The following is a 23,823-nucleotide window of genomic DNA, read 5'->3' as shown; positions in this document are numbered from 1 at the left end:
GCTCCATCAGCATGGATCTAAAGCAGTTCATCCCTGATGATTGGCAATCTCTTCTCAGTAATTATCTACAATCAAGTGATTGGCACTCCCTATCTGAAACGTTTGCTAAAGAGTATCAACAATACGGCGATGCGATTCGACCGGATCGAGAGTGGATCTTCAATGCCTTGCATCTCACACCAGTCAATCAAGTAAAGGTGATCGTTTTGGGACAGGATCCCTATCACTCTCCAGGGCTGGCGCAAGGCTTGGCATTCTCAGTCCCCAAGGATATTCCGCTGCAATCCAAACAATTTCCAAGCTCACTACGCAATATCAATAAAGCATTAGCCCTTGAAGGGTTTGGATCCCTCAAAAGTGGCGATTTAACTCACTGGGCTAATCAAGGGGTATTGTTATTAAACACCGCCCTCTCCGTTCGACTGGGTGAGGCAAACTCGCATGCGCTGTTGGGATGGAAATCCCTTGTGACTGAGATCATTCAAAAGCTCTCACAACAACCCAATCTCGTTTGGATGCTTTGGGGTGGCCACGCGCAGTCCATGGAGGAATATATTCATAATCCCGATCAACACCTCATCCTAAAATCCTCGCACCCCTCAGGCCTTGGAGTCTATAAAACAGAACAGCCATTTATTTACCCAGGTGACCAAAAAAGTTGCGGGCACTTTACGAAGGCAAATGCGTATTTAATAACTCATCAGAAAAGTCCAATTGCTTGGACAAAGTTCGGTCAACAAGAGTTCAAATTAAGCTCGCATGGACAATAGGTAGACTTGGGGCAATAAAAATCCCCCCACAATCGCACTGCCCCACTCGAGCATTTGCCCAGCAGTAAATAGCCCCGCAGCTTGGCCTCCAAAACTTGCAAAGGCAGTCCCAAGAATCCCAAGAAACATGCTCCAGAGGTAGGTTGCTTTAGTCCGCTTGGCTCGTTTAGCGCCCTTATTTCTAGGGGAAACCCCAGGAAAATAATGGGCAGCAGCCCAGCCCATCAGGCTTCCGAGTAGTAAATAAGCCAAAAACCCCATTCAAAACGCCCCTATTAGCCCCAAGAAACCTATAATTATCAATATGAAGCTGTTGACTTTGGGCATTAACCATCACACAGCGCCAGTTGCCGTTCGGGAAAAAGTGGCTTTTGATCCCGAGGGTCTGCTTGACGCATTATCCGACCTACGCTCCCATTTGGGTGGCGTTAATCGTGGCGGCATGCCTGAGGCAACCATTCTGTCGACCTGCAATCGTACCGAACTCTATTGCGCGGCTAATGATCCCGCCTCTGAGGGTGAGTTTCATGAGGCAACGTTTGATTGGTTAGCCAAAAGCCAAAATTTGGCACCGAGCGTTTTACAACCCCATATCTATACCCTACCCCAATCCGATGCAGTTCGTCATGCGTTTCGGGTTGCTTGTGGCTTAGATTCGATGGTGATTGGCGAGACCCAAATCTTAGGTCAAATGAAAGATGCAGTTCGCACCGCCAATGAGGCTGGTGCCCTAGGAACCTATCTCAATCAACTCTTTCAGAAAACCTTCTCCGTTGCTAAAGAAGTTCGTGGCTCAACTGAAATCGGTGCCCATTCCATTTCGATGGCTGCCGCATCGGTTCGCTTGGCCGAGCGCATCTTTGCATCGATTGGCGAACAGAAAATTCTGTTTATTGGTGCCGGTGAAATGATCACCCTCTGCGCCACCCACTTCGTCGCTCGCAAACCCCGTGGTGCAGCGATTGCAAATCGTACCGTGGAACGTGGTCAAGAACTGGCCGACTCGATCTCAGCCCAAAACATTGAAGCGGAGTCCTTTCGTCTGAACGACCTCCCAACACGCCTACATGAGTTTGACATCATTGTCTCGTCTACCGCTAGCCCGCTACCCATCATTGGCTTAGGGATGGTGGAAAGTGCCCTAAAACTTAGGCGTCGCAGGCCCATGGTCATGATTGATCTAGCAGTGCCACGGGACTTTGAGCCCGAGATTGCCCGATTAAACGATGTATATCTCTACACGGTGGATGACTTAGGCGCCATGGCCCAAGCTGGTGCCAATCTGCGGCAAGCCGCAGTAAGCCAAGCCGAGATCATTATTGAAGAACGTGTGAGTAATTTCATGCATTGGTTGCAGGGTCGCAATGCCGTACCGCTAATTCAAGACATTCAACAACAGGGCGATCGCTTACGGCAAATTGAGCTTGAGCGCGCTCTTAAACGCTTAGTTCGTGGCGAGGACCCGCAAGAGGTTCTCAATGCCATGGCCCAGGGCCTCACTAACAAGTTTTTGCATGGCTCCTTACACGCCCTACAGCACGCTAGCGGTTCTGAGCGTGACGCTTTACTGAAATTACTGCCCAAGTTATTTGCCACTCACTCCAGCGATAAAAATAATCCTTCCGATAGCCATTAGATGAAATCCAGCATGCGTGCCAAGCTGGAGCATTTGGATGCCCGTTTGGCTGAACTCAATACCATTTTGATGCAAGAAGACTCCGCCAAGGATATGGATGTCTATCGCAAACTCACTCGTGAGCACGCCGATATTTCCACGGTGGTGGAGCAGTTTGGGCTTTACAAAAAAGCAGAGGCCGATGCGAAGGCTGCTAGCGAAATGCGCCTTGATCCTGAAATGAAGGATTTTGCAGACGAAGAGGAAAAAGATGCACAAGCACGGATGGCCGACCTTGAGAAAAGACTGCAAACCCTTTTGCTACCCAAAGACGAAGACGATGGACGTAATATCTTTTTAGAGATCCGAGCAGGCACTGGCGGTGATGAAAGCGCTTTGTTTGCAGCTGATCTACTACGCATGTATACCCGCTATGCGGAGCGTCAGGGCTGGAAAACGGAGATTGTCAGTCAAGCTGAGTCTGATCTCGGGGGCTATAAAGAGGTGATCGTGCGCTTAGCTGGCAATGACGTCTATGCCAAGATGAAGTTTGAGTCCGGTGGTCATCGGGTACAGCGCGTCCCGCAAACTGAGACTCAAGGACGGATTCATACATCGGCCTGTACGGTTGCGGTGATGCCCGAAGTGGATGAGATTGAGAGCGTCAAAATTAATCCGGCCGAGATTCGGATTGATACCTTCCGAGCCTCGGGTGCCGGTGGACAACATATTAACAAAACGGACTCAGCGGTACGGATCACTCACCTTCCTACTGGAATAGTGGTGGAGTGCCAAGACGATCGCAGCCAACATCGCAATAAAGATCAAGCCATGAAGGTCTTGGTCTCGCGCATCATGGATGCCCAACGATATGCGCAGCAGCAAGAACAAGCCCAAACCCGTAAATCCTTAGTGGGTAGTGGCGATCGCAGTGACCGGATTCGTACCTACAACTTTCCCCAGGGCCGAATCACCGATCACCGTATCAACCTAACCCTCTACAAAATTGACGCCATGATGGATGGTGATATTGGCGATCTGTTGAACGCTCTAGCAGCAGAGCATCAAGCTGAACTCTTAGCCGCCATGGGCGATGCGTAATCCGCATCATGTCCAACACGATTGCCGCTCTCCTGGAAAGCACACCACTCAATAAAACGGATGCCAAGGCCTTGCTGGGGCATTTACTGGATAAGCATCTGGGTTGGCCGCGCTCAGCTCTGATTTCTAGAGATCAAGAACCTCTCCCTAATGAACTTCTCATCGCCTGGAAATCCCTAGAATCCCAGCGTATATCTGGGGTGCCCGTGGCTTACCTCACAGGAGTGAAGGGTTTTCATGGGATTGAGCTTAAGGTCAATGAGGCGGTATTGATCCCCCGCCCAGAGACCGAGCTCTTGGTCGATCTTGCACTAGAAGAAATGAAGCGTATTCATGCGAAAGTTCCTAATCAAGTCATTCAGATTCTGGATTTGGGAACCGGCTCTGGAGCGATTGCTCTAGCGATTGCCCATGAATGCGCCATCAGTAAAGCGCTGATCAATCTTCGTATTCTGGGAGTTGATCAATCGACTGCTGCAATTGAACTTGCGCGCGAGAACGCCAAAGCCTTGGGGCTTAATCATATGGTCGAGTTTTTACAAAGTAATTGGTATGCAGCAATACCCGATCAATTCCAAACCGCATTTGATGTGATTGTCAGCAACCCTCCTTATATCCAAAAGGATGATCCCCATTTGTTAGATAGCGATCTACGCTTTGAGCCCAGAGCAGCGCTCACTGATGATGGCGATGGCCTGTCGTGCATTCGGGAGATTGTGAATCACGCCCAGCATTACTTAAAGCCTGGTGGACTGATTGCCGTCGAGCATGGCTATGATCAGGCGGCTGCGGTTGCTGCGCTCCTAGAAAAGCGCGCATTTCATGACATTAGCGACCTTGCTGACCTAGCAGGGCATTTACGAGTCACGCAGGCCAGAAAATAAAACCCTACTCTTTAATCGGTCATAAAATAGCTATCAAGTAAAAATTGAAGCAAAAACCAGTTCGTTTATGAAAGGATTTCATCACCATGAGTGATACCCAAGCTAAGATCAAAGAAATTGTGACCAGCCATCCCGTGGTTCTATTTATGAAGGGTACCGCACAGTTCCCACAATGCGGCTTCTCGGGTAATGCCGTGAATATCTTGCGTGCCTGTGGCCTAGAGACCTTGCATACCGTCAATGTCTTTGATGATGAAGCCATTCGTCAGGGCATTAAAGAGTATGCAAACTGGCCCACTATTCCTCAGCTCTATGTCAATGGTGAGTTTATTGGTGGTTCAGACATCATGACTGAGATGTACCAAAGCGGCGAACTCAAAAAACTCCTCGGTCTTTGATCGCAAGCCCCCTCCTCAAAAGCTCACTCGGTGGGCTTGGTCTGCAGTAGACTAAGCCCATGACAGACCTTCCTACCCTGATTACCATTGTTGCCCTTGGCATTTCCATCGGGCTTGGAATGTATGTTGCCATTCTTCGATCCAATCAGAACCAACAACAAGGCGCTATTGCTGAGTTAACCACCCAGTTGGAGCAAATTAGGCTTGAGCGTGACCAAGCCCTCCAGCGCGCCATTCGCCTAGAAGCTGAGTTGGATTCAGAGCGTAAGCAAGTTCAACATCGGATTGATTCATTAAACGAGGCCAAGGAGGCGCTCACCAACCAGTTTAAGAATCTCGCCAATGAGATTTTGGAAGATAAAACCAAGAAGTTCACGGAGCAAAATGCCCAGCAGCTCGATATTTTGCTAAAGCCCCTACAAACCAAGCTCACTGAGTTCAAGGAACAAGTGAGCAACTCTTACGAAAAAGAATCTAGGGAACGCTTTGCACTTAAGCACGAAATTGAGCGTCTAGCTAATCTCAACCTCAAGATGTCGGATGAGGCACGCTCGCTTACCAATGCGCTAAAGGGCGACTCTAAGGCCCAAGGGAACTGGGGTGAACTGGTTCTGGAATCCATCCTAGAGTCCTCGGGCTTACGTAAAGGCGAAGAGTATCTGGTTCAAGATAGTCATACGCAGGCGGATGGTAGTCGCTTACAGCCTGATGTCATTATTAAGTTACCTGAAGGTCGCCACCTCGTAATCGATAGCAAGGTATCCATTACAGCTTATGCCAGACATACAGAGGCAGCCACTATTGATGAAGCCGATAAGGAACTGCTTGCCCACATTCAATCGATTCGGCAACATATTCAAGGTTTATCTGGTAAGAACTATGCCGGGATTGCGGATATTGCGAGCGTTGACTTTGTCTTGATGTTTATTCCTATTGAACCTGCCTTCTTAAGTGCCCTCAAGTCTGCTCCCAATCTCTACCAAGAGGCACTCAGTAAAAACATTGTCTTGGTATGCCCAAGCACCCTAATGGCCACCTTGCGAACCGTTGCCCACTTATGGAGACAGGATCAGCAGAATAAAAATGCCATGGAGATTGCCCGTCAGTGCGCCAACCTCTATGACAAGTTTGTAGGCTTTGTGGAAGACCTTGAACAAATTGGTAAGCGCCTAGATCAAGCGCAATCGAGTTATCACGATGCCTTCAATAAACTCAGAACGGGTAAAGGCAATCTAATTAAGACTGCTGAGAGAGTAAAAGAATTAGGTGTGAAGCCCAATAAGATGATTGCGAGCAATCTGCTCACGCAAGATGATGACTCTGCATAAATAAAAACCCGCTCACTCGGAGCGGGTCTTCATCAACAACGAATTACCAATTAAGCAGCTTTACGAGCCTTTGCAGGAGCAGCTGCTTTTTTCACTTGAGCCAATTGGCCTTGGAATGCTTCAAATGCTTGGTCAGCTGATTTCTCAACAGTAGCCAATGCATCCTTGCTGGCCTCACGGAACTGCTCAATACCTTGCATAACGGAGTTCATCGAGGTTTTGAATGCAGATACAAACACATCCGAACCAGCAGGTGCGTTTGCTGCCAAGGTATTTACCCAGTCTTGCATACCAGCTTGAGCTTGCTCAATGCTAGCTTCTACGACATCAGCAAACTCTTTGCCGCTCTCACGCAATACTTTGGTTACTTTACGCTGATGAGCAATGGCTTGGTTACCAACGTCTTGCAAAGTATCGGCTTGCAAAAGTTCGGTTACTTGCTTGGGATCTTTTGCACTCAATACTTGCTGAATGTTTTCTTGAGCATTTGACAACGCAGCTTTAGAAGCGTCGTAGTTCAGTTCAACGAGTTTCTGAGCATTCGCAAGAGCAGCTTCGCTCAATGAAAATACAGTCTCGAGGTTCTTGCTCTGGATTTGCGACAATTTTGCTGCGACTTGATCTTGATTCATGGTGTACTCTCCAATTAGTTAATTTGTTCAATATTGCACTGCACCATGAAACTATACCCAATTATTTGCTGCCATGCAATAAATATATGTGCAATGCAACAAAATACTCAGGTATTCAATAAAATACTCAATTAAATCAATTATTTATAGTAAATTTCCTGTGCCAAATCCCCCACAAACCAAGCATTCTTACCCAAAAATCGCTACTGCTGCCTGTTTTGGCACCTTTCTAGAGTGGTACGACTTCCTCACCTTTGCGACCTTAGCGGTCGCCTTTGCCCCCCTCTTTTTTCCAAGCTCAGACCCCATGACGGGTCTCTTAGCCAGTCTTGCAACCTTTGGCGCTGGGATGGTGGTTAGACCTCTGGGTGCAGCATTCTTTGGCTCTCTCGGTGATCGCATTGGGCGTCGGCCAGTCTTTCTGATCACCATCACATTAATGGGAGGTGCCACCTTTGCCGTGGGATTTTTACCCACCTATGAGCAAATTGGGATTTGGGCACCCATTTGCTTGGTAACCCTTAGACTTCTTCAAGGCCTATCTGCCGGCGGAGAAATTGGTGGGAGCGCGGTCTACTTAACTGAGCATGCAGGGAGCGCCAACCGGGGGCTTAAAACAAGTGTTTTACAACTCATGGGGCCACTTGGCATGCTGGCCTCGATCCTGCAATTGGTGTTACTCAATCACTATTTAGATCCAGAGAGTTTTAAAGAATGGGGCTGGCGTGTGCCCTTCTGGTTCTCCATTGTTCTTCTATTGCTTGCTCTAAAGGTTCGGATGACCCTCGAAGAAACGCCGATCTTTAAAGCGATGCTAGCTAAAGGTGGGCTTGCCAAATCGCCCCTGCGCGATAACTTTAAAGATAGAGAAACGCGTAAACAAATGTTTCTGTTGTTTTTCTGTATCTCAGCCGGTGGATCCGTGCTCTTTTTCTGTGTGCAGGTCTACACCGGCATCTTCATGAAATCTGCCCTGCAAATGAGTGCGCAGATTGTTGATACCCTCACCATCACCGCAACGCTCGTTCTCTTTCCGATGGTGATTATTGCGGGAGCACTCTCGGACAAAATTGGTCGACGTCCAGTCGTAATTAGTGGGCTATTGCTCGGAACAATCCTGATTCAACCTGCCTATCAATTTCTGCAAAGCCTATCCATGCAAAGCGCCCCTGATTATTTTCTAATGAGCGCCACTCTAATTGCACTCGCAATACCCCTTGCATTAGTTGTCGGGCCTCAAACGGCCCTCCTAGCAGAGCTATTTCCTGCGAGAACACGCAATAGTGCAGCAACCTTGCCACACAACCTAGCGGCTGGATGGATTGGGGGGCTGCTGCCGTTGATTGTGACCTGGCTGAATAAAGAGTTTGCAAGTCAGCTTGCGGGGCTTTGGTATCCGACTTTGTTCTTAGCGATTGCAGCAACTTTGGCAATACTGTATCTGCCAGAGACAAGGAAAGTGGATCTGAATCAATGAAGATAGGATCAAGAGGGTGATTGGTGCCCCATGTCCGACTCGAACAGACCACCTACTGATTACAAATCAGTTGCTCTACCAGATGAGCTAATGGGGCATTGACCTTTTAAAACTGGATTTTAACTTACTTCACAATCTTCAAAGCGGGGCGTTCGCTCTTAATCTTGGTGGCTTCTTGATTACCAAGCCCCTTATCTACTGGACCCTTGGTCACGGGATCAAAGGGGAATGACATGCCTTGGCCATTTTCTCGGGCGTAAATTGCCAACACATGTGAGACCGGCACTAATACCTTCTTCGGCACACCCCCAAACCTCGCCTGAAAACTGATCCAATCGTTCTCAATATGCAATTGATGGCAAGCTTCTGAAGAAATGTTGAGAACAATCTCGTTGTTCTTTACGAACTCCATGGGCACTTCAACTCGTTCATCAACAAAAACTGCTAAGAACGGTGTAAAACCAAAATCCGTACACCACTGATGCAGTGCACGGATGAGATAGGGTTTGGTGCTTGGGGTTTCGCTAGCCATATTGCTATTTTAAGCTAGCGACACAGATGCTTCGATTAACGACGCATGACCTTTTCAGAAGGGGTCAAGGCCTCAATATAAGCAGGACGACTGAAGATTCGTTCGGCATATTTCAGGAGTGGAGCAGCGTTTCTGGAAAGATCGATGCCATAGTGCTCTAAGCGCCACAACAGAGGAGCGATTGCCACATCCAACATCGAGAACTCATCGCCCAACATATATTTGTTCTTCACAAAAACAGGGGCCAATTGGGTCAAACGATCCCGAATCGCTATACGTGCTTTCTCATGGAGTTTCTCAGCACTTTTACCCTTTTCGTTCTCAAGTGCGCTCACATGCACAAAGAGCTCTTTCTCAAAATTAAACAGAAATAAACGGGCACGGGCACGAGCTACTGGATCGGGCGGCATTAACTGCGGATGAGGAAAACGCTCATCAATGTACTCATTAATGATGTTGGACTCATACAAAATCAGATCCCGTTCAACCAAAATAGGAACTTGGCCATAGGGGTTCATAACCGAGATATCTTCAGGTTTATTGAAGAGATCGACATCACGAATCTCAAAGTCCATGCCCTTCTCAAAGAGAACTAGGCGGCAGCGTTGTGAGAATGGGCAATTAGTACCCGAGTACAACACCATCATAAGCAAATATCCTTCAAATCAAATAATCAAAATACGCTAAGCCTTCACTTAGCGAATGTCTTTCCAATACGCCTTATTCAGACGCCATGCAATCAAGGTAAAGATAGCAAGGAACAGAAGGACAACGACACCGATCCGCTTACGTTGTAACTGAGTGGGCTCAGCCATCCAGGACATAAATGAAACGAGGTCCGCAATATTATCATCATATTCTTGGGGTTTCATTAATCCTGGAGTAACTTGCTCAAAACCTTTAAACACCTTAGCCGTTTTGCTTGGATCGTGAGCATCCTTCACACTCTCAAACTTCGCAATACGCTCCCCCTGCAGTTGCCACAACACATGGGGCATACCGACATTGGGATAAACCAAATTATTCCAACCCGTTGGGCGCTCTTCGTCTTTGTAGTAAGTACGGAAATAGGTATAGAGCCAATCGGTACCGCGCGCACGCGCTTCCACCGATAGATCAGGTGGTACCTTACCAAACCACGCTTTTGCATCCTTAGGTGACATAGCAATCGTCATCAGATCGCCCACCTTTTGATCGCCCAAAAGTAGATTGTCCTTAATTTGCTGATCGCTCAGACCGATATCACGTAAACGGTTGTAACGTAAATTAACGGCTGAATGACACCCCATGCAATAGTTCACAAAAATCTTGGCACCATTTTGCAAGGAGGCATTGTTATTGACGCGATTGGGTGCGGTATCTAAGGGGAAGTCACCGCCCGCAGCAAATGCCGCTCCGATCATGAAGCTGCCTATACCTGCAGTCACAAATTTCTTAAGTGCACCGATCGTATAAAGAGAATGGTTCATCTGGATTCCTAATATCTTCTATTGTTCTGATGGATTAGTGCGCCTCAAAAGTCACGCGATCGGGCACGGGCTTGAATTTGCCCATCTTGCTCCACCAGGGCATAGCAAAGAAGAATGCCAGGTAGTAAATCGTGCAAATCTGTGAGATCTTCTCAAAGAGTGGTGAGGGTGGCTTGATACCCAGATAGCCCAAAATCACAAAGCTCACTACGAAAATACCGTAAATGTATTTATGAAAGTCAGGGCGATACCGAATCGAGCGCACTGGGGATTGATCGAGCCAAGGCAAGAAGAACAGAATCACGACCGTGCCACCCATAATGACCACACCCCAAAACTTGGCATCTAATGCATAAAAACCAAGAGCAAGAGCTGCCAAAATACAAGCGCACACACCTTTAACCCGAATGTCTTTGTTGGTCTTGATAACCATCCCCAAAATCACTGCGCATAGAATCCACAATGGGATCAGGAACGGGGTCGTCGTCGCTCGCAGCATCGAGTAGAAGGGCGTGAAATACCACACCGGCGCAATATGCGAAGGCGTTTGCAAGGGATCAGCCGGAATGAAGTTATTCGCTTCTAAGAAGTAGCCACCCATCTCAGGTGCAAAGAACACAATAGCGGCAAAGATCATGAGGAACACACCGAGACCCATGATGTCATGCACTGAGTAGTAAGGATGAAATGGAATGCCGTCCACTGGCTTACCAGAGGCGTCTAAGTTGTTCTTGATATCAATCCCGTCTGGGTTGTTTGATCCCACTTCATGCAAGGCAATGATGTGGGCAGCGACTAAACCGACCAAGACCAATGGCAAGGCGATCACGTGTAAGGAGAAAAAGCGGTTTAAGGTGGCATCACCCACGACATAATCACCACGTAGCCACAGAGCAAGATCTGGGCCAATCAAAGGGATGGCGGCAAAGAGATTAATAATCACCTGGGCACCCCAGTAAGACATTTGCCCCCAGGGCAAGAGATAGCCCAAGAAGGCTTCGGCCATGAGCAATAAGAAGATGGTGCAACCAAAGATCCAAATGAGCTCACGCGGTTTTTGATAGGAACCGTAGATCAAACCGCGGAACATATGCAGGTACACCACCACGAAGAACATCGAGGCGCCCGTCGAGTGCATGTAGCGAATCAACCAACCCCAGGGCACCTCGCGCATGATGTACTCCACCGAGTCAAATGCTTTGATGGCGTCGGGTTTGTAGTTCATCACCAAGAAAATACCGGTCACAATCTGGATTGCCAACACCACAATGGCTAAAGATCCAAAGAAGTACCAGAAGTTAAAGTTCTTCGGAGCGTAGTACTCGCTCATATGCTCTTTAAAGAGCTTACTCAATGGAAAGCGCGAATCCACCCAGGCCAGGCCCTTTTGGGCAACAGAAGCGTTATCAGGGACTTTAATTTCTTGGAATGCCATAGTTAGTTTCCTAAATCAGTAACTAATAATTAAATAAATTAAGACTTCTTGTCCTCACCAATCAAAATCTTGGTGTCGCTCAAATACATATGAGGAGGTACTTCTAAGTTATCTGGTGCTGGCTTGTTCTTGTAGACGCGGCCTGCCAAATCAAAGGTGGAGCCATGGCAAGGGCACAAAAAGCCGCCTGGCCAATCATTGGGTAAGGATGGCTGTGGGCCAGCTTGCAACTTTGCGGTCGGCGAGCAACCTAAATGGGAACAAATACCCACTGCCACTAAGTACTCCGGCTTGATCGAGCGGTGGTCATTACGGGCATAAGGGGGGGTTAAGGCTGCGGGATCACGCAAGGATTTGGGATCGGCCAGCTCACCATCCAACTTCGGTAGCGCTGCCACTTGCTCCGGGGTGCGACGCAAAACCCAAACTGGCTTACCGCGCCACTCAACCGTACGAATCTCATCGGGCTTCATGCCGGAGATGTCCACCTCAACTGGGGCACCAGCTGCCTTAGCGCGCTCCGAGGGCTGAAAACTATCTAGAAATGGGTATGCAACTGCAGCCGCACCGCAACCACCAACAGCGGTTGTGGCAATCAGCCAAGTCCGGCGGTCTTTATCCATTTTTGGGGTATCACTCATGTACGATCTATCCTTGTGCCTAAGTAAATAAGGGTTCTGAAGGGTGTATTGCAATAACCCTCCATTTTAAGGTAAAAAGCCAAATACTCGCTTAATTTGGGTCAAAAATGACCTAACCCACAGAAAAACCAGGAGAAGACCGTGGCATCCAAAATGATGAAAGAATTTAGGGCCTTTGCGGTTCGCGGCAACGTCGTTGATCTGGCGGTAGGCGTCATTATTGGCGGGGCTTTTGGAAAAATCGTCGACTCCCTGGTCAATGACATCGTCATGCCCCTAATTTCTACCCTATTAGGGGGCAGAATCGACTTTACTAACCTATTTATAGTGCTTGGCACCGTCCCTGAGAACGTACCTCGCACCTTTGATGCCCTCAAAAAAGCCGGCATTCCTATTTTTGCCTATGGTAATTTCATCACTATTTCCATCAACTTTATCTTGCTCGCTTTTGTCATCTTCCAGATGGTCAAGATCATCAACAAAATTAGAGATGAAGAGCCAAAACCTACGCCACCAACGCCTGAGGATATTGTGTTGTTGAGAGAAATTCGGGATAGTTTGAAGAAGTGAGTTGAATAACGACTCATTTTTGATATGCAGGCAGGGTAACCGCGCTTTGTATTTTTAAGAAAATTAGCACAAACTTGTGAATCAAAATCCACCTCCATTTATTATTCAACTCTTTGAGCTGGTTAAATCAAATGAGCTTGCAAATAATCAGAAATTTTTATTGGAGGAAATCTCAAAAAAAGAAGGGCTATCTTATGTTTTTGAATTAGGCCTCCTTTGTGCAAACAATGAAAAAATAAATGATGCATTGCTTATTTTCGAGTCATTAAAAACCGAAATAGAGAATGATGAAAGAATTTTTTACAATCTAGGACTTTTATATTCGCTTCAAAATGATCCCGATACCGCAATCTCATGTTACGACTCAGCAATTCAAATAAAACCAAGTGATGTTGCAAGCATTATCAACAAAAGCCAGTTACTCATCCAGTTAAAAAAGTACGATGAGGCGAATAAATCCCTTGACGAAGCAATAAGTATTGATCCCAGCTTTCCTGAGGCATGGTCAAACAAAGGAATTGCCCTCAATCATTTAGGTCGATATGCGGACGCATTAAAAGCGTTTGATGAGGCAATAAAACTAAATCCTTTATATAGCGAGGCTTACGCGAACAAATCGAATTCTCTAATCAAGCTTAAACGGCACTTTGAAGCGATTAATGCATGCGAACAGTCAATTCAAATACAACCTAATTTTGATGCTCTATTAAATAAAAGCATCGCACTAAATGAGCTAAAAAAATATGAGTCAGCAATCTTATCGTTTGATGACACATTAAAAATTGACTCTCGGTCTGCTGTTGCTTTCTTTGGCAAAGGTATTGCATTCACTGGCTTAGATAAGGATGAACATGCAATCCGTGAATTTGATAACGCCCTACTCATTGATCCCAATTATTTTGAGGCATTATTAGCAAAAGCATTTACTCTTAATAAGATAAAAAAATTTGCAAACGCAATTAGTGGTTTTGATGCAGCTTTATTAATTGATGATACCTCTTCGAAAGCTTACTACGGCAAGGGTGCTGCGCACGTTGGCTTAGCACAAAATGATAAGGCTCAATTATTTTTTGATCTTGCCCTAAGGCACGATCCGAATTTTAGGTTGGCGCAGTGGTCAAAAGTATTTGCCATCATTCCCTCTATTTTGGGTCCGAAAAATGATGTCAATTCAATTAGAGAAATTTTCACCACTGAATTTATAAAACTCAAAAACAGCTTGTTAAGTGACGTAAATCTTAAGTCAAATGAAATCATTGAGATTGTTGCGTCAACTCAACCTTTTTACCTCGCTTATCACAATTTCAATAACAAGAATATCCTGTCTGAATATGGAGATCTCTGCTCAAAATTGATGGGTAAAGCAGTTTCTATTCAGTCAAGCCCCGAACAAAACACTCCCAGGTTAAAAATTAGGCTTGGAATCGTCAGCAGTCATTTCAGAAATCATTCTGTTTGGCATGCACTCACTAAGGGAATGATTAAAAATTTAAATAGAGAGGCCTTTGAGATTCATCTCTTTAGCACCAACCCCTATTGTGATAAGGAAACAAATTTTGCTAGAGAAAATTCAGATTCTTTCACCATTTATTCTCAAGACATAAATGCTTTTGTCCAAGAAATTGTGAACAAAAGAATTGATTTTTTGTTCTATCCCGAAATTGGCATGGATCAGCTAACTACTCAACTTGCAAGTTTGAGGCTCTCTCCTATACAGCTGGTTGGCTGGGGACATCCGGAGTCAAGCGGCTTACCCACAATTGATTACTATGTGTCCTCTGAGCTTTTTGAGCCCCCAAATGCCACTAATTATTATTCTGAAAAGCTAGTTCAATTACCGAATCTTGGCACTTACTACGTTGACCCAGTTAATATTCAATCTACAAAGGATCAGCCACTGTCCCAATTCCCCTCCGATATCCCAGTCCTCATCTGTCCAGGAACGCCCTATAAATATCAACCAGATAGCGATTGGATTTTTGCAAATATAGCGAAACGGTTGGGTGTTTGTAAATTTGTGTTTTTTAACCTTGAAGACCCGCTGGCCAGTGTTTTGAGCAATCGTCTTGAAAATGAATTCAGCAAACATGGTCTTGATTCTAAAGAGTTTATTTCATTCATGCCATGGCTAGACGCGCGTGAGTTTCATGGTTTATTGAAGTCTTCGACGGCGATGCTTGATACCCTTCATTTCTCTGGATTTAATACTGCTATCCAAGCTATCGGATGCAATCTGCCAGTAGTTAGCCATGATGGTAATTTCTTGCGCGGCAGGCTTGGGAGTGGGATATTGAAACGCATTGGACTTACAGAACTGGTAGCAAAAGATTCAGCAGAATATATTCAGTTAGCAGTAAGGCTGTGCCAAGATTATTCGTTCCGTAAAAATGTTAAAGATAAAATAATTGAACGAAAGTCAACTCTCTATGAGGATATTGAGCCAATTAAAGCGTTTGAGGCTTTCATGATTAACCATTCTCTTAGTGTCAAGTAATCCATTAAATAGTGAGTTTCCCTTGTTAAATTCTTATCAGAATATCTACTATAAATTTTCATGATGAATCCTCAAGTTCACTTCCTTTTAAACAAAGCACTTGAGTCACTTGGAAACTCAAATTTGGATTCTGCGGAACTTTATTTGAATCAGGCATCAAAATTACAAGTTAATAATCCACATGTTTTAGGACTCTTGGGCATCGTTTATGCACAGCGGGGCAACTATCCAGATGCACTCAAATTCCTAAATGATTCTCTTCGAATCCTGCCAAAAAATCCCTTAACCCTGAGTAGTCTCGGCAATACATATCTTGGACTTAAAGATTATGAGAATGCTCTTAATGCGTATAAAAGAGCAATTAAATTTGAACCTAATTTCTTTGAGGCTTGGTCTAATGCAGGTAATGCCCTACAGGAACTCAAACGTTTTGATGAAGCGATTGTTCATTACGATAAGGCACTTAGTTTAAAACCAGACTACGCAGAAGCTTGGTCTAATAAAGGTAACGCATTACAGGAACTCAAACGTTTTGATGAAGCGATTGTTCATTACGATAAGGCACTTAGTTTAAAACCAGACTACGCAGAAGCTTGGTCTAATAAAGGTAACGCATTACAGGAACTCAAACGTTTTGATGAAGCGATTGTTCATTACGATAAGGCACTTAATCTGAAGCCGGAGTATGCAAAGGGTTATGCTAACAAGGGGAATGCTTTAATCGAGATTAAACGATTTAAAGAGGCTATTAAAAATTATGAAATTGCGCTTAACTTTAATCCTAATTATGCTGAGGCGCACTCTGGCATAGGCAATGTTTTATATGAGCTAAAGGAGTTTGATGCGGCTCTTCTTCATCATAACAAAGCAATTGAGCTAAAACCTGAATATGCGGCTGGCTGGATTAATAAAGGGGTTACCCTAAACGAACTGAAGAGATTTAACGATGTGGTTTCTTGTTATGGTAAGGCACTCAATTTATGCCCAGATATCTATTGGGCATATGGCTCTTTCATTTATTTCAAAATGAAAATAGCCAGTTGGTCAGGTTTATCAGACACATTGGAGGATATTTCTAGAAAAGTTAAAAACAATCAGAAGGTGGCCGATCCCTTTGTATTGCTATCTTTGATTGACGACCCGCTGTTGCATATGCAAGCAGCCAAAATTTATACCCAACATTTCTTCTCTGCAAATTTAGTATTGAGTCCTTTGCCTAAATATTCAAAAAGGGAGAGGATTCGTATTGCATATTTTTCCCCCGATTTTCGAAGTCACCCTGTTTCCTACTTAACTAGTGAACTATTTGAACTACATGATCGTAGCAAATTTGAGGTGCTGGCCTTTTCGCTACAAAAAGCTCCTCATGATGATCAAATGAATTCAAAACTTAAAAATACATTTGATGAATTTATCGAAGTTGACTATTTATCAGATATTGAAGTTGCCCAGTTGGTGCGAAATCATGAGATTGATATTGCTGTTGATTTATCTGGTCACACTAAACACTCTCGAGCAGGAATATTTTCGTATCGCGCCGCACCCATTCAAGTCAACTGGCTTGGCTACCCAGGAACAAGCGGTAGTGAATTTATAGACTATATTATTGGTGATAAAACTATTATTCCGATCTCAAATCAACTCTTATATTCTGAAAAGGTTGCATATTTACCAAATAGCTATATCGTTGATGACTCTAAGCGCATTCCTTCCGAAAAGATATTTTCATTGCAAGAGTTTGGACTACCAACAAATAGTTTTATTTTTTGTTGCTTTAATAATGACTTTAAATTTAACCCCTGTGTATTAGATCGCTGGTCAAAAATTCTTTTTGCAGTCCAGAATAGTGTATTGTGGATTTCAGAAAATAATAAAGATTTTAAGAAAAATATTATGGTCGAATTTGAGAAGCGTAATATTGAGTCATCAAGAATTATTTTTGCTGGGCAGATTGATTCAATGAGTGATTACTTGGCCAGATATAAATTGGCCGATTTGTTCCTCGATACACATCCTTATGGTGCTCATACGACTGCCGTTGACTCTCTTAAAGCGGGAGTACCGGTGCTGACTTTTATGGGCAAGTCCTTTGCAAGTCGTGTCGCAGCTAGTTTACTAAATGCGATTGGATTGCAGGAGCTTATTGCATCCAGTCCAGAGGAATATGAGGAGATAGCTATTGCCTTGGCTATTGAACCGAAAAAATTAGAAACTATAAAGATTAAATTAGCCCATAACCTAAAAACAATGTCTTTGTTTAATACATCTTTGTTTACAGAAAATCTTGAATCAATTTATTTGAAAATGTATGAGAGATATCAGTTAGATTTGGAACCAAATCATATTTCTTTTGACTAAATAAATTACTTTGTTGTTGGAGCATAAATCCAACTAACTAATAACTGTTAACCTTTTCTCCACATTAAAGACAATCGTTTTTTCGCACGGCTTAAGACGATTTTAATTAAGTAGAATTAAAACTAATAATCTGTTCATCTACATATGTGAATAAGTAGTTGCGTCGAAAGCAATTGGAATAATTGATTGGTCTATAAAAAACCCACTGTGTTGCCACAGTGGGTTTATTTGCTACAACTAATCTTCAACTAGCCAGAGCTAGCATCAAATTAGAAAGTGTGACGTACACCAACAGCGTAGTTGTTGGAATTGGCGCTGGTTGCACGTGCAGCGGTGCTAGCAGCAGAGCTGGTGATGATCAACGCATTGCCCGAAGTTTGGGATGTGTTGGTTGCACCAAAGATTGCGTACAAATTAGTACGCTTGCTCAACCAGTAGTTGGAACCAATCTGATAGCCAGTGAAGTCAGCAGTTGGGTTGGCATAACCGAAGGCGCTGTAACGGCCCATACCAGCAGAACCCCAAAGTTCAACTGTCTTGGTAACGTTTCCACGCACACCAATCTGCTGAGCAGTGCGCTTCTCGTAGGCATTGCCGTCCAGACCAGAACTGACCTTACGGTTGATGTACTGAGCATAGGCCTTCAAGATACCAAAGTCATAAGTTGCACCAGCGTACCACTGGTTATCGTTGCGGTTGGTCAAAATACCAGTTTGGGCTGCTGAACTACGTGTAATGGCAGCATCGGTAGTTGAGGCACCACCTACAGCAACTAAATTAGTCTGTTGAGTCCAGTTATTCTCGGTCTTAAACGACTGATAGTTCGCAGAGATCAAGAACTTTTGAATAGCAAAGTCTAAGCCAAGGCCCCAACCGGTGCTGTTGGTATTGCCACCCGTGTAACCTAAACCATTTGTGTAACGTGATGTACCCGACGTTGAGCCACCAGTAGCAGCGTAGGTTGTTTGGTTCTCGTTTCTGCTGTTTGCAACGTAAAATGCCTTGCCTTTTAGACCAGAAAAGCTCTCGGTTTCAAAACGAATCATGTTGTTGGCACGAACTGTATAACCTGCGTTGGCGTTGCTTGCGCTACCATCGCGGTTGGTCAAACCAGTGTTCTGAGGATAAATTACATCGCCTACCAAGTTATTTTGTTGGTTAGCGCCTGTTGCTGCAACGGCCTCATGGATTGGGGTGTATTGAGTACCGATGCGTGCGTTACCCATACCTTTTTGACCCAAACCAACGAATGCTTGACGGTTATTGAATGGCGATAGGGTGCTTTGATTTGGCTGAAGACCAGTTTCAAAGGTGAAGAATGCGGTTGTACCACCACCTAGATCTTCGGTACCACGGAAACCCAAACGGCTGGTTTGTTGGGCAGATTGACCAATCAGGCTTACAGTTTCAGCTACGTTAACTTGACCACCAGTTGAATTGACAGTAGTTGCCTTGGCATTACCACCCACATATCCCACATCCAAAATACCGTATACGGTCACGCTGGACTGGGCTTGAGCAGCACCAGCAAACGCGCCGACTGCGGCGAGTGCAAATAGTGATTTTTTCATTGTTTAAATCTCCATAAATTAAGAAATGCCCGAATTCCTTCGAGACCATTGAATTATCCCGTTTTTGTATGTAAATACAGCCTTTTGAGGCTTTTTTATGGGTATTCGTTGTATTGGTGCAACAGGGATTTCTCGCTGATTTAGTCTATATAAATCAATAAGTTACAGAATTATTCTGATTTTTCTTCTTCAGATTGAGTTTTGGGTAGGTAGAAACGAGCAATTAAAAGCCCAAGTTCGTAGAGAAGGCACATGGGAATGGCTAATAAAAGCTGAGAGAGCACGTCAGGCGGGGTCACAATGGCAGCGATGACAAATGCTCCAACGATTACATAAGGCCGGATCTCTCTTAGCTTTTCGATGTTAACGATCCCCATTTTGACCAGCACGACCACCACAACAGGTACCTCAAAGGTAATGCCAAAGGCCAAAAAAGTCGACATGGCAAAACTCAAGTACTTATCAATATCGGTCGACATATCCGCACCCAAGGGGGCGTTGTAGCTCGCCATGAACTGAAATACGGTTGGAAACACTAGAAAGTAGGCAAACGACATACCCACCAAAAATAGTGAGTAACTACTTACTACCAACGGGAGGACTAATTTTCTCTCATGCGTATAGAGCCCTGGGGCAATAAAGGCCCACATTTGGTAAAGAACAACTGGTAGTGCAATTAAGAATGCCACCAGCATGGTGACCTTCATCGGTACAAAAAAGGACCCGGTCACGTCGGTCACGATCATCTTCCCCCCGGCTGGAAGCGAGTCCAAAAGTGGCTTGGCAAATAGATGAAAAATATCCGGAGCCCAATAGACCAGGGAAACAAACACAATAATGACCGCAATCGCCGATTTAACCACCCGATCGCGCAACTCAAAAAGATGCGACATGAAGGTTTCTTGAAAACCCTCGCCCCCTTTTGCAGTCTCTTCGCTTTGACCTGGTTTGGTATCGGACATCGTATTTGTTCTTGGTTCTTAATTCGTGATCGGATCTATTGATTAGTGATGCTTTTACTTGCTCATTGCCGGACGTTTAAATCGCTTAACCCTTGCTGCGCCCGATTGCACCCGAGTACGCACACCTGCTGAATGTTTATACCAAAGGGGTCTCGCGGTGCGCTTCACACCCCAACTGTCACGGCCTTGACGGAGTGCATCCCGATATACCTTCCTCACGTCGGGCGAGGATTCTAGAATGGCGCTTGCGTAATCGTCCTTGGGCTCGGCCTGATCACTCAGGTTCACATTCGCCTCTTGCATGGTGGCATTGAGAGTGCCTTCCATTTCTTTCATGGCATCCGCACTTGCCTCACGCAGTTTCTTGAACTCGTCAAGTTCAATCTGGCGGTTCACCTCAGAGCGCACTTCAGCCATATAACGCTGCGCACGACCAAATAAATTACCCGCCATGCGAGCCACTTTGGGTAAACGTTCGGGGCCCACCACAATCAAAGCCACCACTGCAATCAGTGCGAGCTTTGATACACCAAGATCAATCATCGATGCATCGCTGATATTAAGTTTGTGTGTTTAGTTAGATCAGGTCTTACGACTTGTTCACGTCCTTGGCTTGCACATCAACAGTCTTTTCTGCTGTAGCAGGAGTTTGCGACTGAATCTGTTCGGTCTTGGCTTCTTCATTCGTCTTCATGCCATCTTTAAAGCCTTTGACCGCACCGCCTAAGTCCGAACCAATGTTACGTAGTTTCTTGGTACCAAAGACCAACAAAATAATGACCAGTACGATTAACCAGTGCCAAATACTAAATGAGCCCATCTCAATTTCTCCTCGGATTATTTTTTCCAGGGGCGCGGTCCGCCCATCACATGCAAATGCAAGTGATAAACCTCCTGACCCCCATCCGCGCCATTGTTCACCATCACCCGAAATCCCCCCTCTTTACCAGGGCGACATCCTTCTTGGGAAGCTAAACGCGGGGCTAATTCCAACATTCTACCCAGCAATGGCGCATCGTGGGCAGTCGCTGACTCCAACATTGGTATGTGTTTCTTGGGAATCAGCAATAAATGGACTGGGGCAGCCGGATTAATGTCCTTAAACGCCAGGATTTCATCATCCTCGTAGACCTTTTGGCAAGGAATTTCCCCTGCAACAATCTTGCAAAAAATGCAGTTTAGGTCATAACTTGGGTGTTTCATAGGCTGGCATCTTACCCGAATTAGCCCCAAAAACGGGCAAATTGGGGGTAAGCACTACGTTTTGCGACTGGCCTTCTCGGCAATGCCCGAAGTGCCCTCGCGACGCTTAAGTTCGGCTAGTACATCTTCGGGACGCAAATTGAATCGGGAGAGCGCCACCAGGCAATGAAACCACAAATCAGCCATCTCGCCGACCAATAACTGTTGGTATTTGGGATCGAGCTGATTCTGGCGCGAGTCCTTGGCCGCCATCACCGTTTCTGTGGCCTCCTCCCCAATCTTCTTCAAAATCGCATCGTCACCCTTGGTAAATAGCTGGGCAATGTATGAACTTCCGGCATCGATCTTGCCACTTGCTAAATCAGCACGACGGCTATCAACCACATCGGCTAGGTGCGCCAAGATGGAATCGAGGTTGGGTGTTTGGTTCGGTTGATTCGAGCTACTCATGGCTTCATTGTATCGACCCAATTGCTCGCTACGGAATCCCACTCGTTAAAAAAGCAACTGTGTCTACCCGTATGGCAAGCAATTCCGTCTTTTTGATCCACAATTAACAAAAGGGTATCGCCATCGCAATCCAACCGAATCTCTCGCACGGTTTGCGTATGACCCGATTCTTCACCCTTATGCCACAACTTGTTACGCGAGCGCGACCAATACACCGCCTCACCCTTTTGCAAGGTTTGCATTAGAGACGCTTGATTCATCCAAGCCATCATCAACACAACACCCGATGAAGCCTCTTGAGCAATCACGGGCACCAAACCTTGCTCGTTCCAAACAATGCGCTCAAGCCATGGGCCTGGTTCCAAACCCGATATCTTTGTAAATTTAGCGTTGGTCATGATGATTAGAGTCTAATCGCAATTCCCTGTTTGGCCATATAGTGCTTAGCCTCTTGCACACTATGCTGTCCGTAATGAAAGATACTTGCGGCAAGCACCGCATCGGCTCTCCCAATCTGAATCCCATCGACTAGATCTTGCAAGCCGCCCACACCACCAGACGCAATCACAGGCACAGGTACTGCTCTACTTACCGCAGCCGTGAGTTCCAGATCAAAACCATCCTTGGTGCCATCGCGATCCATGCTGGTGAGCAGGATCTCACCGGCGCCACGCTTAGCAACTTCCTTAGCCCACTCGATGGCATCGATACCCGTGCCTTTACGACCGCCGTGCGTGAACACCTCCCAACGCTTGGGAGCGATTTGCTTGGCATCAATCGCCACCACGATGCATTGCGAGCCATAATGCGCAGACGCATCCGAGACCAAGTCCGGATTGGCAACCGCTGAGGAGTTCATGCTCACCTTATCTGCGCCAGCATTGAGTAAGCGACGCACATCCTGGGTTGCACGCACCCCACCGCCGACCGTCAAGGGAATAAATACCTGCGACGCCACCGCCTCAATGATGGGCAAAATCAGATCACGACCATCCGATGTTGCGGTGATGTCTAGAAAGGTAAGTTCATCAGCGCCTTGCTCGTTATAACGCTCTGCAACCTCCACTGGATCACCCGCGTCTTGCAAGCCAACAAAATTAATTCCTTTAACGACCCTGCCTGCAGTCACATCGAGGCAAGGAATAATCCGTTTCGTAAGCATCGATTGCCTATTTGGCTTTGCTGAGTTGATCAGCGTACTGTTGTGCCTCAGTTAGATCAATATCACCGGTGTAAATAGAGCGCCCAGCGATCACGCCCATCACGCCCTCGTCCTCAACCGCACACAAGGCTTCAATATCTTTCTTGCTCGAGAGACCGCCACTGGCGATCACCGGGATACGAACCGACTGTGCAAGTTTGACGGTTGCCTCTAAATTAATACCCTTGAGCATGCCATCACGCCCGATATCGGTATAGATAATGGCCTCAGCGCCATAGTCCTCAAACTTCTTGGCAAGATCAATCACCTCATGGCCGGTTAATTTGCTCCAACCGTCGGTAGCGACCTTACCATCCTTGGCATCCAAACCCACCATGATGTGCCCCGCAAATGCAGTGCACGCATCTTGTAAAAATCCTGGGTTCTTCACCGCAGCGGTGCCAATGATGATGGTGCTGATGCCATCATCGAGTAAGCGCTCGATGGTTTCTAGATCGCGGATACCGCCGCCCAATTGCACAGGAATATCGCTACCCACTGCTTTCAGAATCGATTTAATTGCAGCCTCATTCTTGGGCTTGCCCGCAAAGGCGCCGTTGAGATCAACCAAATGCAAACGGCGCGCGCCTTTACTCAACCAATGCTTGGCCATCGCCGCAGGATCTTCGGAGAACACGGTGCTACGGTTCATATCACCTTGCTCAAGACGTACACAGTGTCCGTCTTTAATATCAATGGCAGGTATTAACAACATAAGATCATCTTATTGAA

26 protein-coding genes and 1 tRNA gene are annotated in these 23,823 nt (G+C 45.8%); 10 read left to right on the top strand and 17 right to left on the bottom strand.

Features of this window, described 5'->3' with window-relative positions; all coding sequences use genetic code 11:
* The first annotated feature begins 11 nt into the window (after nucleotides 1-11).
* A complete protein-coding gene (locus QUE61_RS00690; RefSeq protein ID WP_286307064.1) occupies nucleotides 12-770 on the top strand; it encodes a uracil-DNA glycosylase in 759 nt (252 codons plus the stop codon).
* Here QUE61_RS00690 and QUE61_RS00685 read toward each other — a convergent pair.
* A complete protein-coding gene (locus QUE61_RS00685) occupies nucleotides 750-1,031 on the bottom strand; it encodes a hypothetical protein (RefSeq protein ID WP_286307063.1) in 282 nt (93 codons plus the stop codon). The genes QUE61_RS00690 and QUE61_RS00685 overlap by 21 nt on opposite strands.
* Before the next feature lie 43 nt (nucleotides 1,032-1,074).
* Between QUE61_RS00685 and hemA the strand changes: the two genes are divergently transcribed.
* The 5 genes from hemA (at nucleotide 1,075) to QUE61_RS00660 (ending at nucleotide 6,096) form a co-directional block, all read left to right on the top strand.
* Nucleotides 1,075-2,406 carry a glutamyl-tRNA reductase gene (hemA, locus tag QUE61_RS00680; RefSeq protein ID WP_286307062.1) on the top strand — a complete coding sequence of 444 codons (1,332 nt, stop codon included), beginning with the start codon at nucleotides 1,075-1,077 and terminating at the stop codon, nucleotides 2,404-2,406.
* Nucleotides 2,407-3,486, top strand: coding sequence for a peptide chain release factor 1 (gene prfA / locus QUE61_RS00675; RefSeq protein ID WP_286307061.1), 1,080 nt, complete (start codon nucleotides 2,407-2,409; stop codon nucleotides 3,484-3,486).
* 8 nt (nucleotides 3,487-3,494) lie between these two features.
* Entirely contained in the window at nucleotides 3,495-4,370 is an 876-nt protein-coding gene (gene prmC / locus QUE61_RS00670) for a peptide chain release factor N(5)-glutamine methyltransferase (protein WP_286307060.1), read from the top strand.
* 86 nt (nucleotides 4,371-4,456) lie between these two features.
* Complete coding sequence (gene grxD, locus QUE61_RS00665; RefSeq protein WP_108507666.1) at nucleotides 4,457-4,768, top strand: Grx4 family monothiol glutaredoxin; 312 nt, start codon at nucleotides 4,457-4,459, stop codon at nucleotides 4,766-4,768.
* 59 nt (nucleotides 4,769-4,827) lie between these two features.
* Nucleotides 4,828-6,096, top strand: coding sequence for a DNA recombination protein RmuC (locus QUE61_RS00660; protein WP_286307059.1), 1,269 nt, complete (start codon nucleotides 4,828-4,830; stop codon nucleotides 6,094-6,096).
* Nucleotides 6,097-6,146: 50 nt separating this feature from the next.
* Here the strand turns inward: QUE61_RS00660 and QUE61_RS00655 are convergent, their stop codons facing one another.
* Nucleotides 6,147-6,728, bottom strand: coding sequence for a phasin family protein (locus tag QUE61_RS00655; protein ID WP_286307058.1), 582 nt, complete (start codon nucleotides 6,726-6,728; stop codon nucleotides 6,147-6,149).
* Between the two features lie 160 nt (nucleotides 6,729-6,888).
* Here QUE61_RS00655 and QUE61_RS00650 point away from each other — a divergent pair, with 160 nt between their 5' ends.
* Complete coding sequence (locus QUE61_RS00650; protein ID WP_286307057.1) at nucleotides 6,889-8,205, top strand: MFS transporter; 1,317 nt, start codon at nucleotides 6,889-6,891, stop codon at nucleotides 8,203-8,205.
* Between the two features lie 21 nt (nucleotides 8,206-8,226).
* Here QUE61_RS00650 and QUE61_RS00645 read toward each other — a convergent pair.
* From QUE61_RS00645 to petA, 6 genes are all read right to left on the bottom strand, one after another.
* Nucleotides 8,227-8,302, bottom strand: a tRNA-Thr gene (locus QUE61_RS00645).
* A gap of 27 nt (nucleotides 8,303-8,329) precedes the next feature.
* Nucleotides 8,330-8,737 carry a ClpXP protease specificity-enhancing factor gene (locus QUE61_RS00640; protein WP_286307056.1) on the bottom strand — a complete coding sequence of 136 codons (408 nt, stop codon included), beginning with the start codon at nucleotides 8,735-8,737 and terminating at the stop codon, nucleotides 8,330-8,332.
* A gap of 35 nt (nucleotides 8,738-8,772) precedes the next feature.
* A complete protein-coding gene (locus QUE61_RS00635) occupies nucleotides 8,773-9,384 on the bottom strand; it encodes a glutathione S-transferase N-terminal domain-containing protein (RefSeq protein ID WP_108507650.1) in 612 nt (203 codons plus the stop codon).
* 48 nt (nucleotides 9,385-9,432) lie between these two features.
* Entirely contained in the window at nucleotides 9,433-10,140 is a 708-nt protein-coding gene (locus QUE61_RS00630; protein ID WP_286308214.1) for a cytochrome c1, read from the bottom strand.
* A 100-nt stretch (nucleotides 10,141-10,240) separates the two neighbouring features.
* Nucleotides 10,241-11,641: a cytochrome b gene (locus QUE61_RS00625; RefSeq protein WP_286307055.1), complete on the bottom strand. Its 1,401-nt coding sequence runs from the start codon at nucleotides 11,639-11,641 to the stop codon at nucleotides 10,241-10,243.
* A gap of 38 nt (nucleotides 11,642-11,679) precedes the next feature.
* Complete coding sequence (gene petA / locus QUE61_RS00620) at nucleotides 11,680-12,282, bottom strand: ubiquinol-cytochrome c reductase iron-sulfur subunit (protein WP_286307054.1); 603 nt, start codon at nucleotides 12,280-12,282, stop codon at nucleotides 11,680-11,682.
* Between the two features lie 153 nt (nucleotides 12,283-12,435).
* On the opposite strand from petA, the gene mscL reads away from it, so the two are divergent.
* The 3 genes from mscL to QUE61_RS00605 all read left to right on the top strand — a co-directional run bounded on the left by mscL (nucleotide 12,436) and on the right by QUE61_RS00605 (nucleotide 17,704).
* The gene (gene mscL, locus QUE61_RS00615; RefSeq protein ID WP_286308211.1) at nucleotides 12,436-12,852 is read left to right on the top strand and encodes a large conductance mechanosensitive channel protein MscL; all 417 of its coding nucleotides are present in this window, start codon (nucleotides 12,436-12,438) and stop codon (nucleotides 12,850-12,852) included.
* 76 nt (nucleotides 12,853-12,928) lie between these two features.
* The gene (locus tag QUE61_RS00610; RefSeq protein ID WP_286307053.1) at nucleotides 12,929-15,346 is read left to right on the top strand and encodes a tetratricopeptide repeat protein; all 2,418 of its coding nucleotides are present in this window, start codon (nucleotides 12,929-12,931) and stop codon (nucleotides 15,344-15,346) included.
* Between the two features lie 60 nt (nucleotides 15,347-15,406).
* A complete protein-coding gene (locus QUE61_RS00605; RefSeq protein ID WP_286307052.1) occupies nucleotides 15,407-17,704 on the top strand; it encodes a tetratricopeptide repeat protein in 2,298 nt (765 codons plus the stop codon).
* A 269-nt stretch (nucleotides 17,705-17,973) separates the two neighbouring features.
* Here the strand turns inward: QUE61_RS00605 and QUE61_RS00600 are convergent, their stop codons facing one another.
* From QUE61_RS00600 to hisA, 9 genes are all read right to left on the bottom strand, one after another.
* The gene (locus tag QUE61_RS00600) at nucleotides 17,974-19,275 is read right to left on the bottom strand and encodes a porin (RefSeq protein WP_286307051.1); all 1,302 of its coding nucleotides are present in this window, start codon (nucleotides 19,273-19,275) and stop codon (nucleotides 17,974-17,976) included.
* Nucleotides 19,276-19,445: 170 nt separating this feature from the next.
* Complete coding sequence (tatC, locus tag QUE61_RS00595; RefSeq protein WP_286307050.1) at nucleotides 19,446-20,237, bottom strand: twin-arginine translocase subunit TatC; 792 nt, start codon at nucleotides 20,235-20,237, stop codon at nucleotides 19,446-19,448.
* A 54-nt stretch (nucleotides 20,238-20,291) separates the two neighbouring features.
* Complete coding sequence (tatB, locus tag QUE61_RS00590; protein ID WP_286307049.1) at nucleotides 20,292-20,780, bottom strand: Sec-independent protein translocase protein TatB; 489 nt, start codon at nucleotides 20,778-20,780, stop codon at nucleotides 20,292-20,294.
* 46 nt (nucleotides 20,781-20,826) lie between these two features.
* Entirely contained in the window at nucleotides 20,827-21,057 is a 231-nt protein-coding gene (gene tatA / locus QUE61_RS00585) for a Sec-independent protein translocase subunit TatA (protein ID WP_286307048.1), read from the bottom strand.
* A 17-nt stretch (nucleotides 21,058-21,074) separates the two neighbouring features.
* A complete protein-coding gene (locus QUE61_RS00580) occupies nucleotides 21,075-21,440 on the bottom strand; it encodes a histidine triad nucleotide-binding protein (RefSeq protein WP_286307047.1) in 366 nt (121 codons plus the stop codon).
* A gap of 54 nt (nucleotides 21,441-21,494) precedes the next feature.
* Nucleotides 21,495-21,890 carry a phosphoribosyl-ATP diphosphatase gene (locus tag QUE61_RS00575; RefSeq protein WP_286307046.1) on the bottom strand — a complete coding sequence of 132 codons (396 nt, stop codon included), beginning with the start codon at nucleotides 21,888-21,890 and terminating at the stop codon, nucleotides 21,495-21,497.
* Nucleotides 21,887-22,288 carry a phosphoribosyl-AMP cyclohydrolase gene (hisI, locus tag QUE61_RS00570; protein WP_286307045.1) on the bottom strand — a complete coding sequence of 134 codons (402 nt, stop codon included), beginning with the start codon at nucleotides 22,286-22,288 and terminating at the stop codon, nucleotides 21,887-21,889. The genes QUE61_RS00575 and hisI overlap by 4 nt, the downstream gene beginning before the upstream one ends.
* A gap of 5 nt (nucleotides 22,289-22,293) precedes the next feature.
* The gene (gene hisF / locus QUE61_RS00565) at nucleotides 22,294-23,052 is read right to left on the bottom strand and encodes an imidazole glycerol phosphate synthase subunit HisF (RefSeq protein ID WP_286307044.1); all 759 of its coding nucleotides are present in this window, start codon (nucleotides 23,050-23,052) and stop codon (nucleotides 22,294-22,296) included.
* A 7-nt stretch (nucleotides 23,053-23,059) separates the two neighbouring features.
* Complete coding sequence (hisA, locus tag QUE61_RS00560) at nucleotides 23,060-23,806, bottom strand: 1-(5-phosphoribosyl)-5-[(5-phosphoribosylamino)methylideneamino]imidazole-4-carboxamide isomerase (RefSeq protein WP_286307043.1); 747 nt, start codon at nucleotides 23,804-23,806, stop codon at nucleotides 23,060-23,062.
* Between the last annotated feature and the right edge of the window lie 17 nt (nucleotides 23,807-23,823).

This window comes from Polynucleobacter sp. HIN5 (genome assembly GCF_030297555.1).
Taxonomy (GTDB): domain Bacteria; phylum Pseudomonadota; class Gammaproteobacteria; order Burkholderiales; family Burkholderiaceae; genus Polynucleobacter.
Note: the sequence above shows the minus strand (reverse complement) of the source record. Positions and strands in the feature narration are given on the sequence as shown.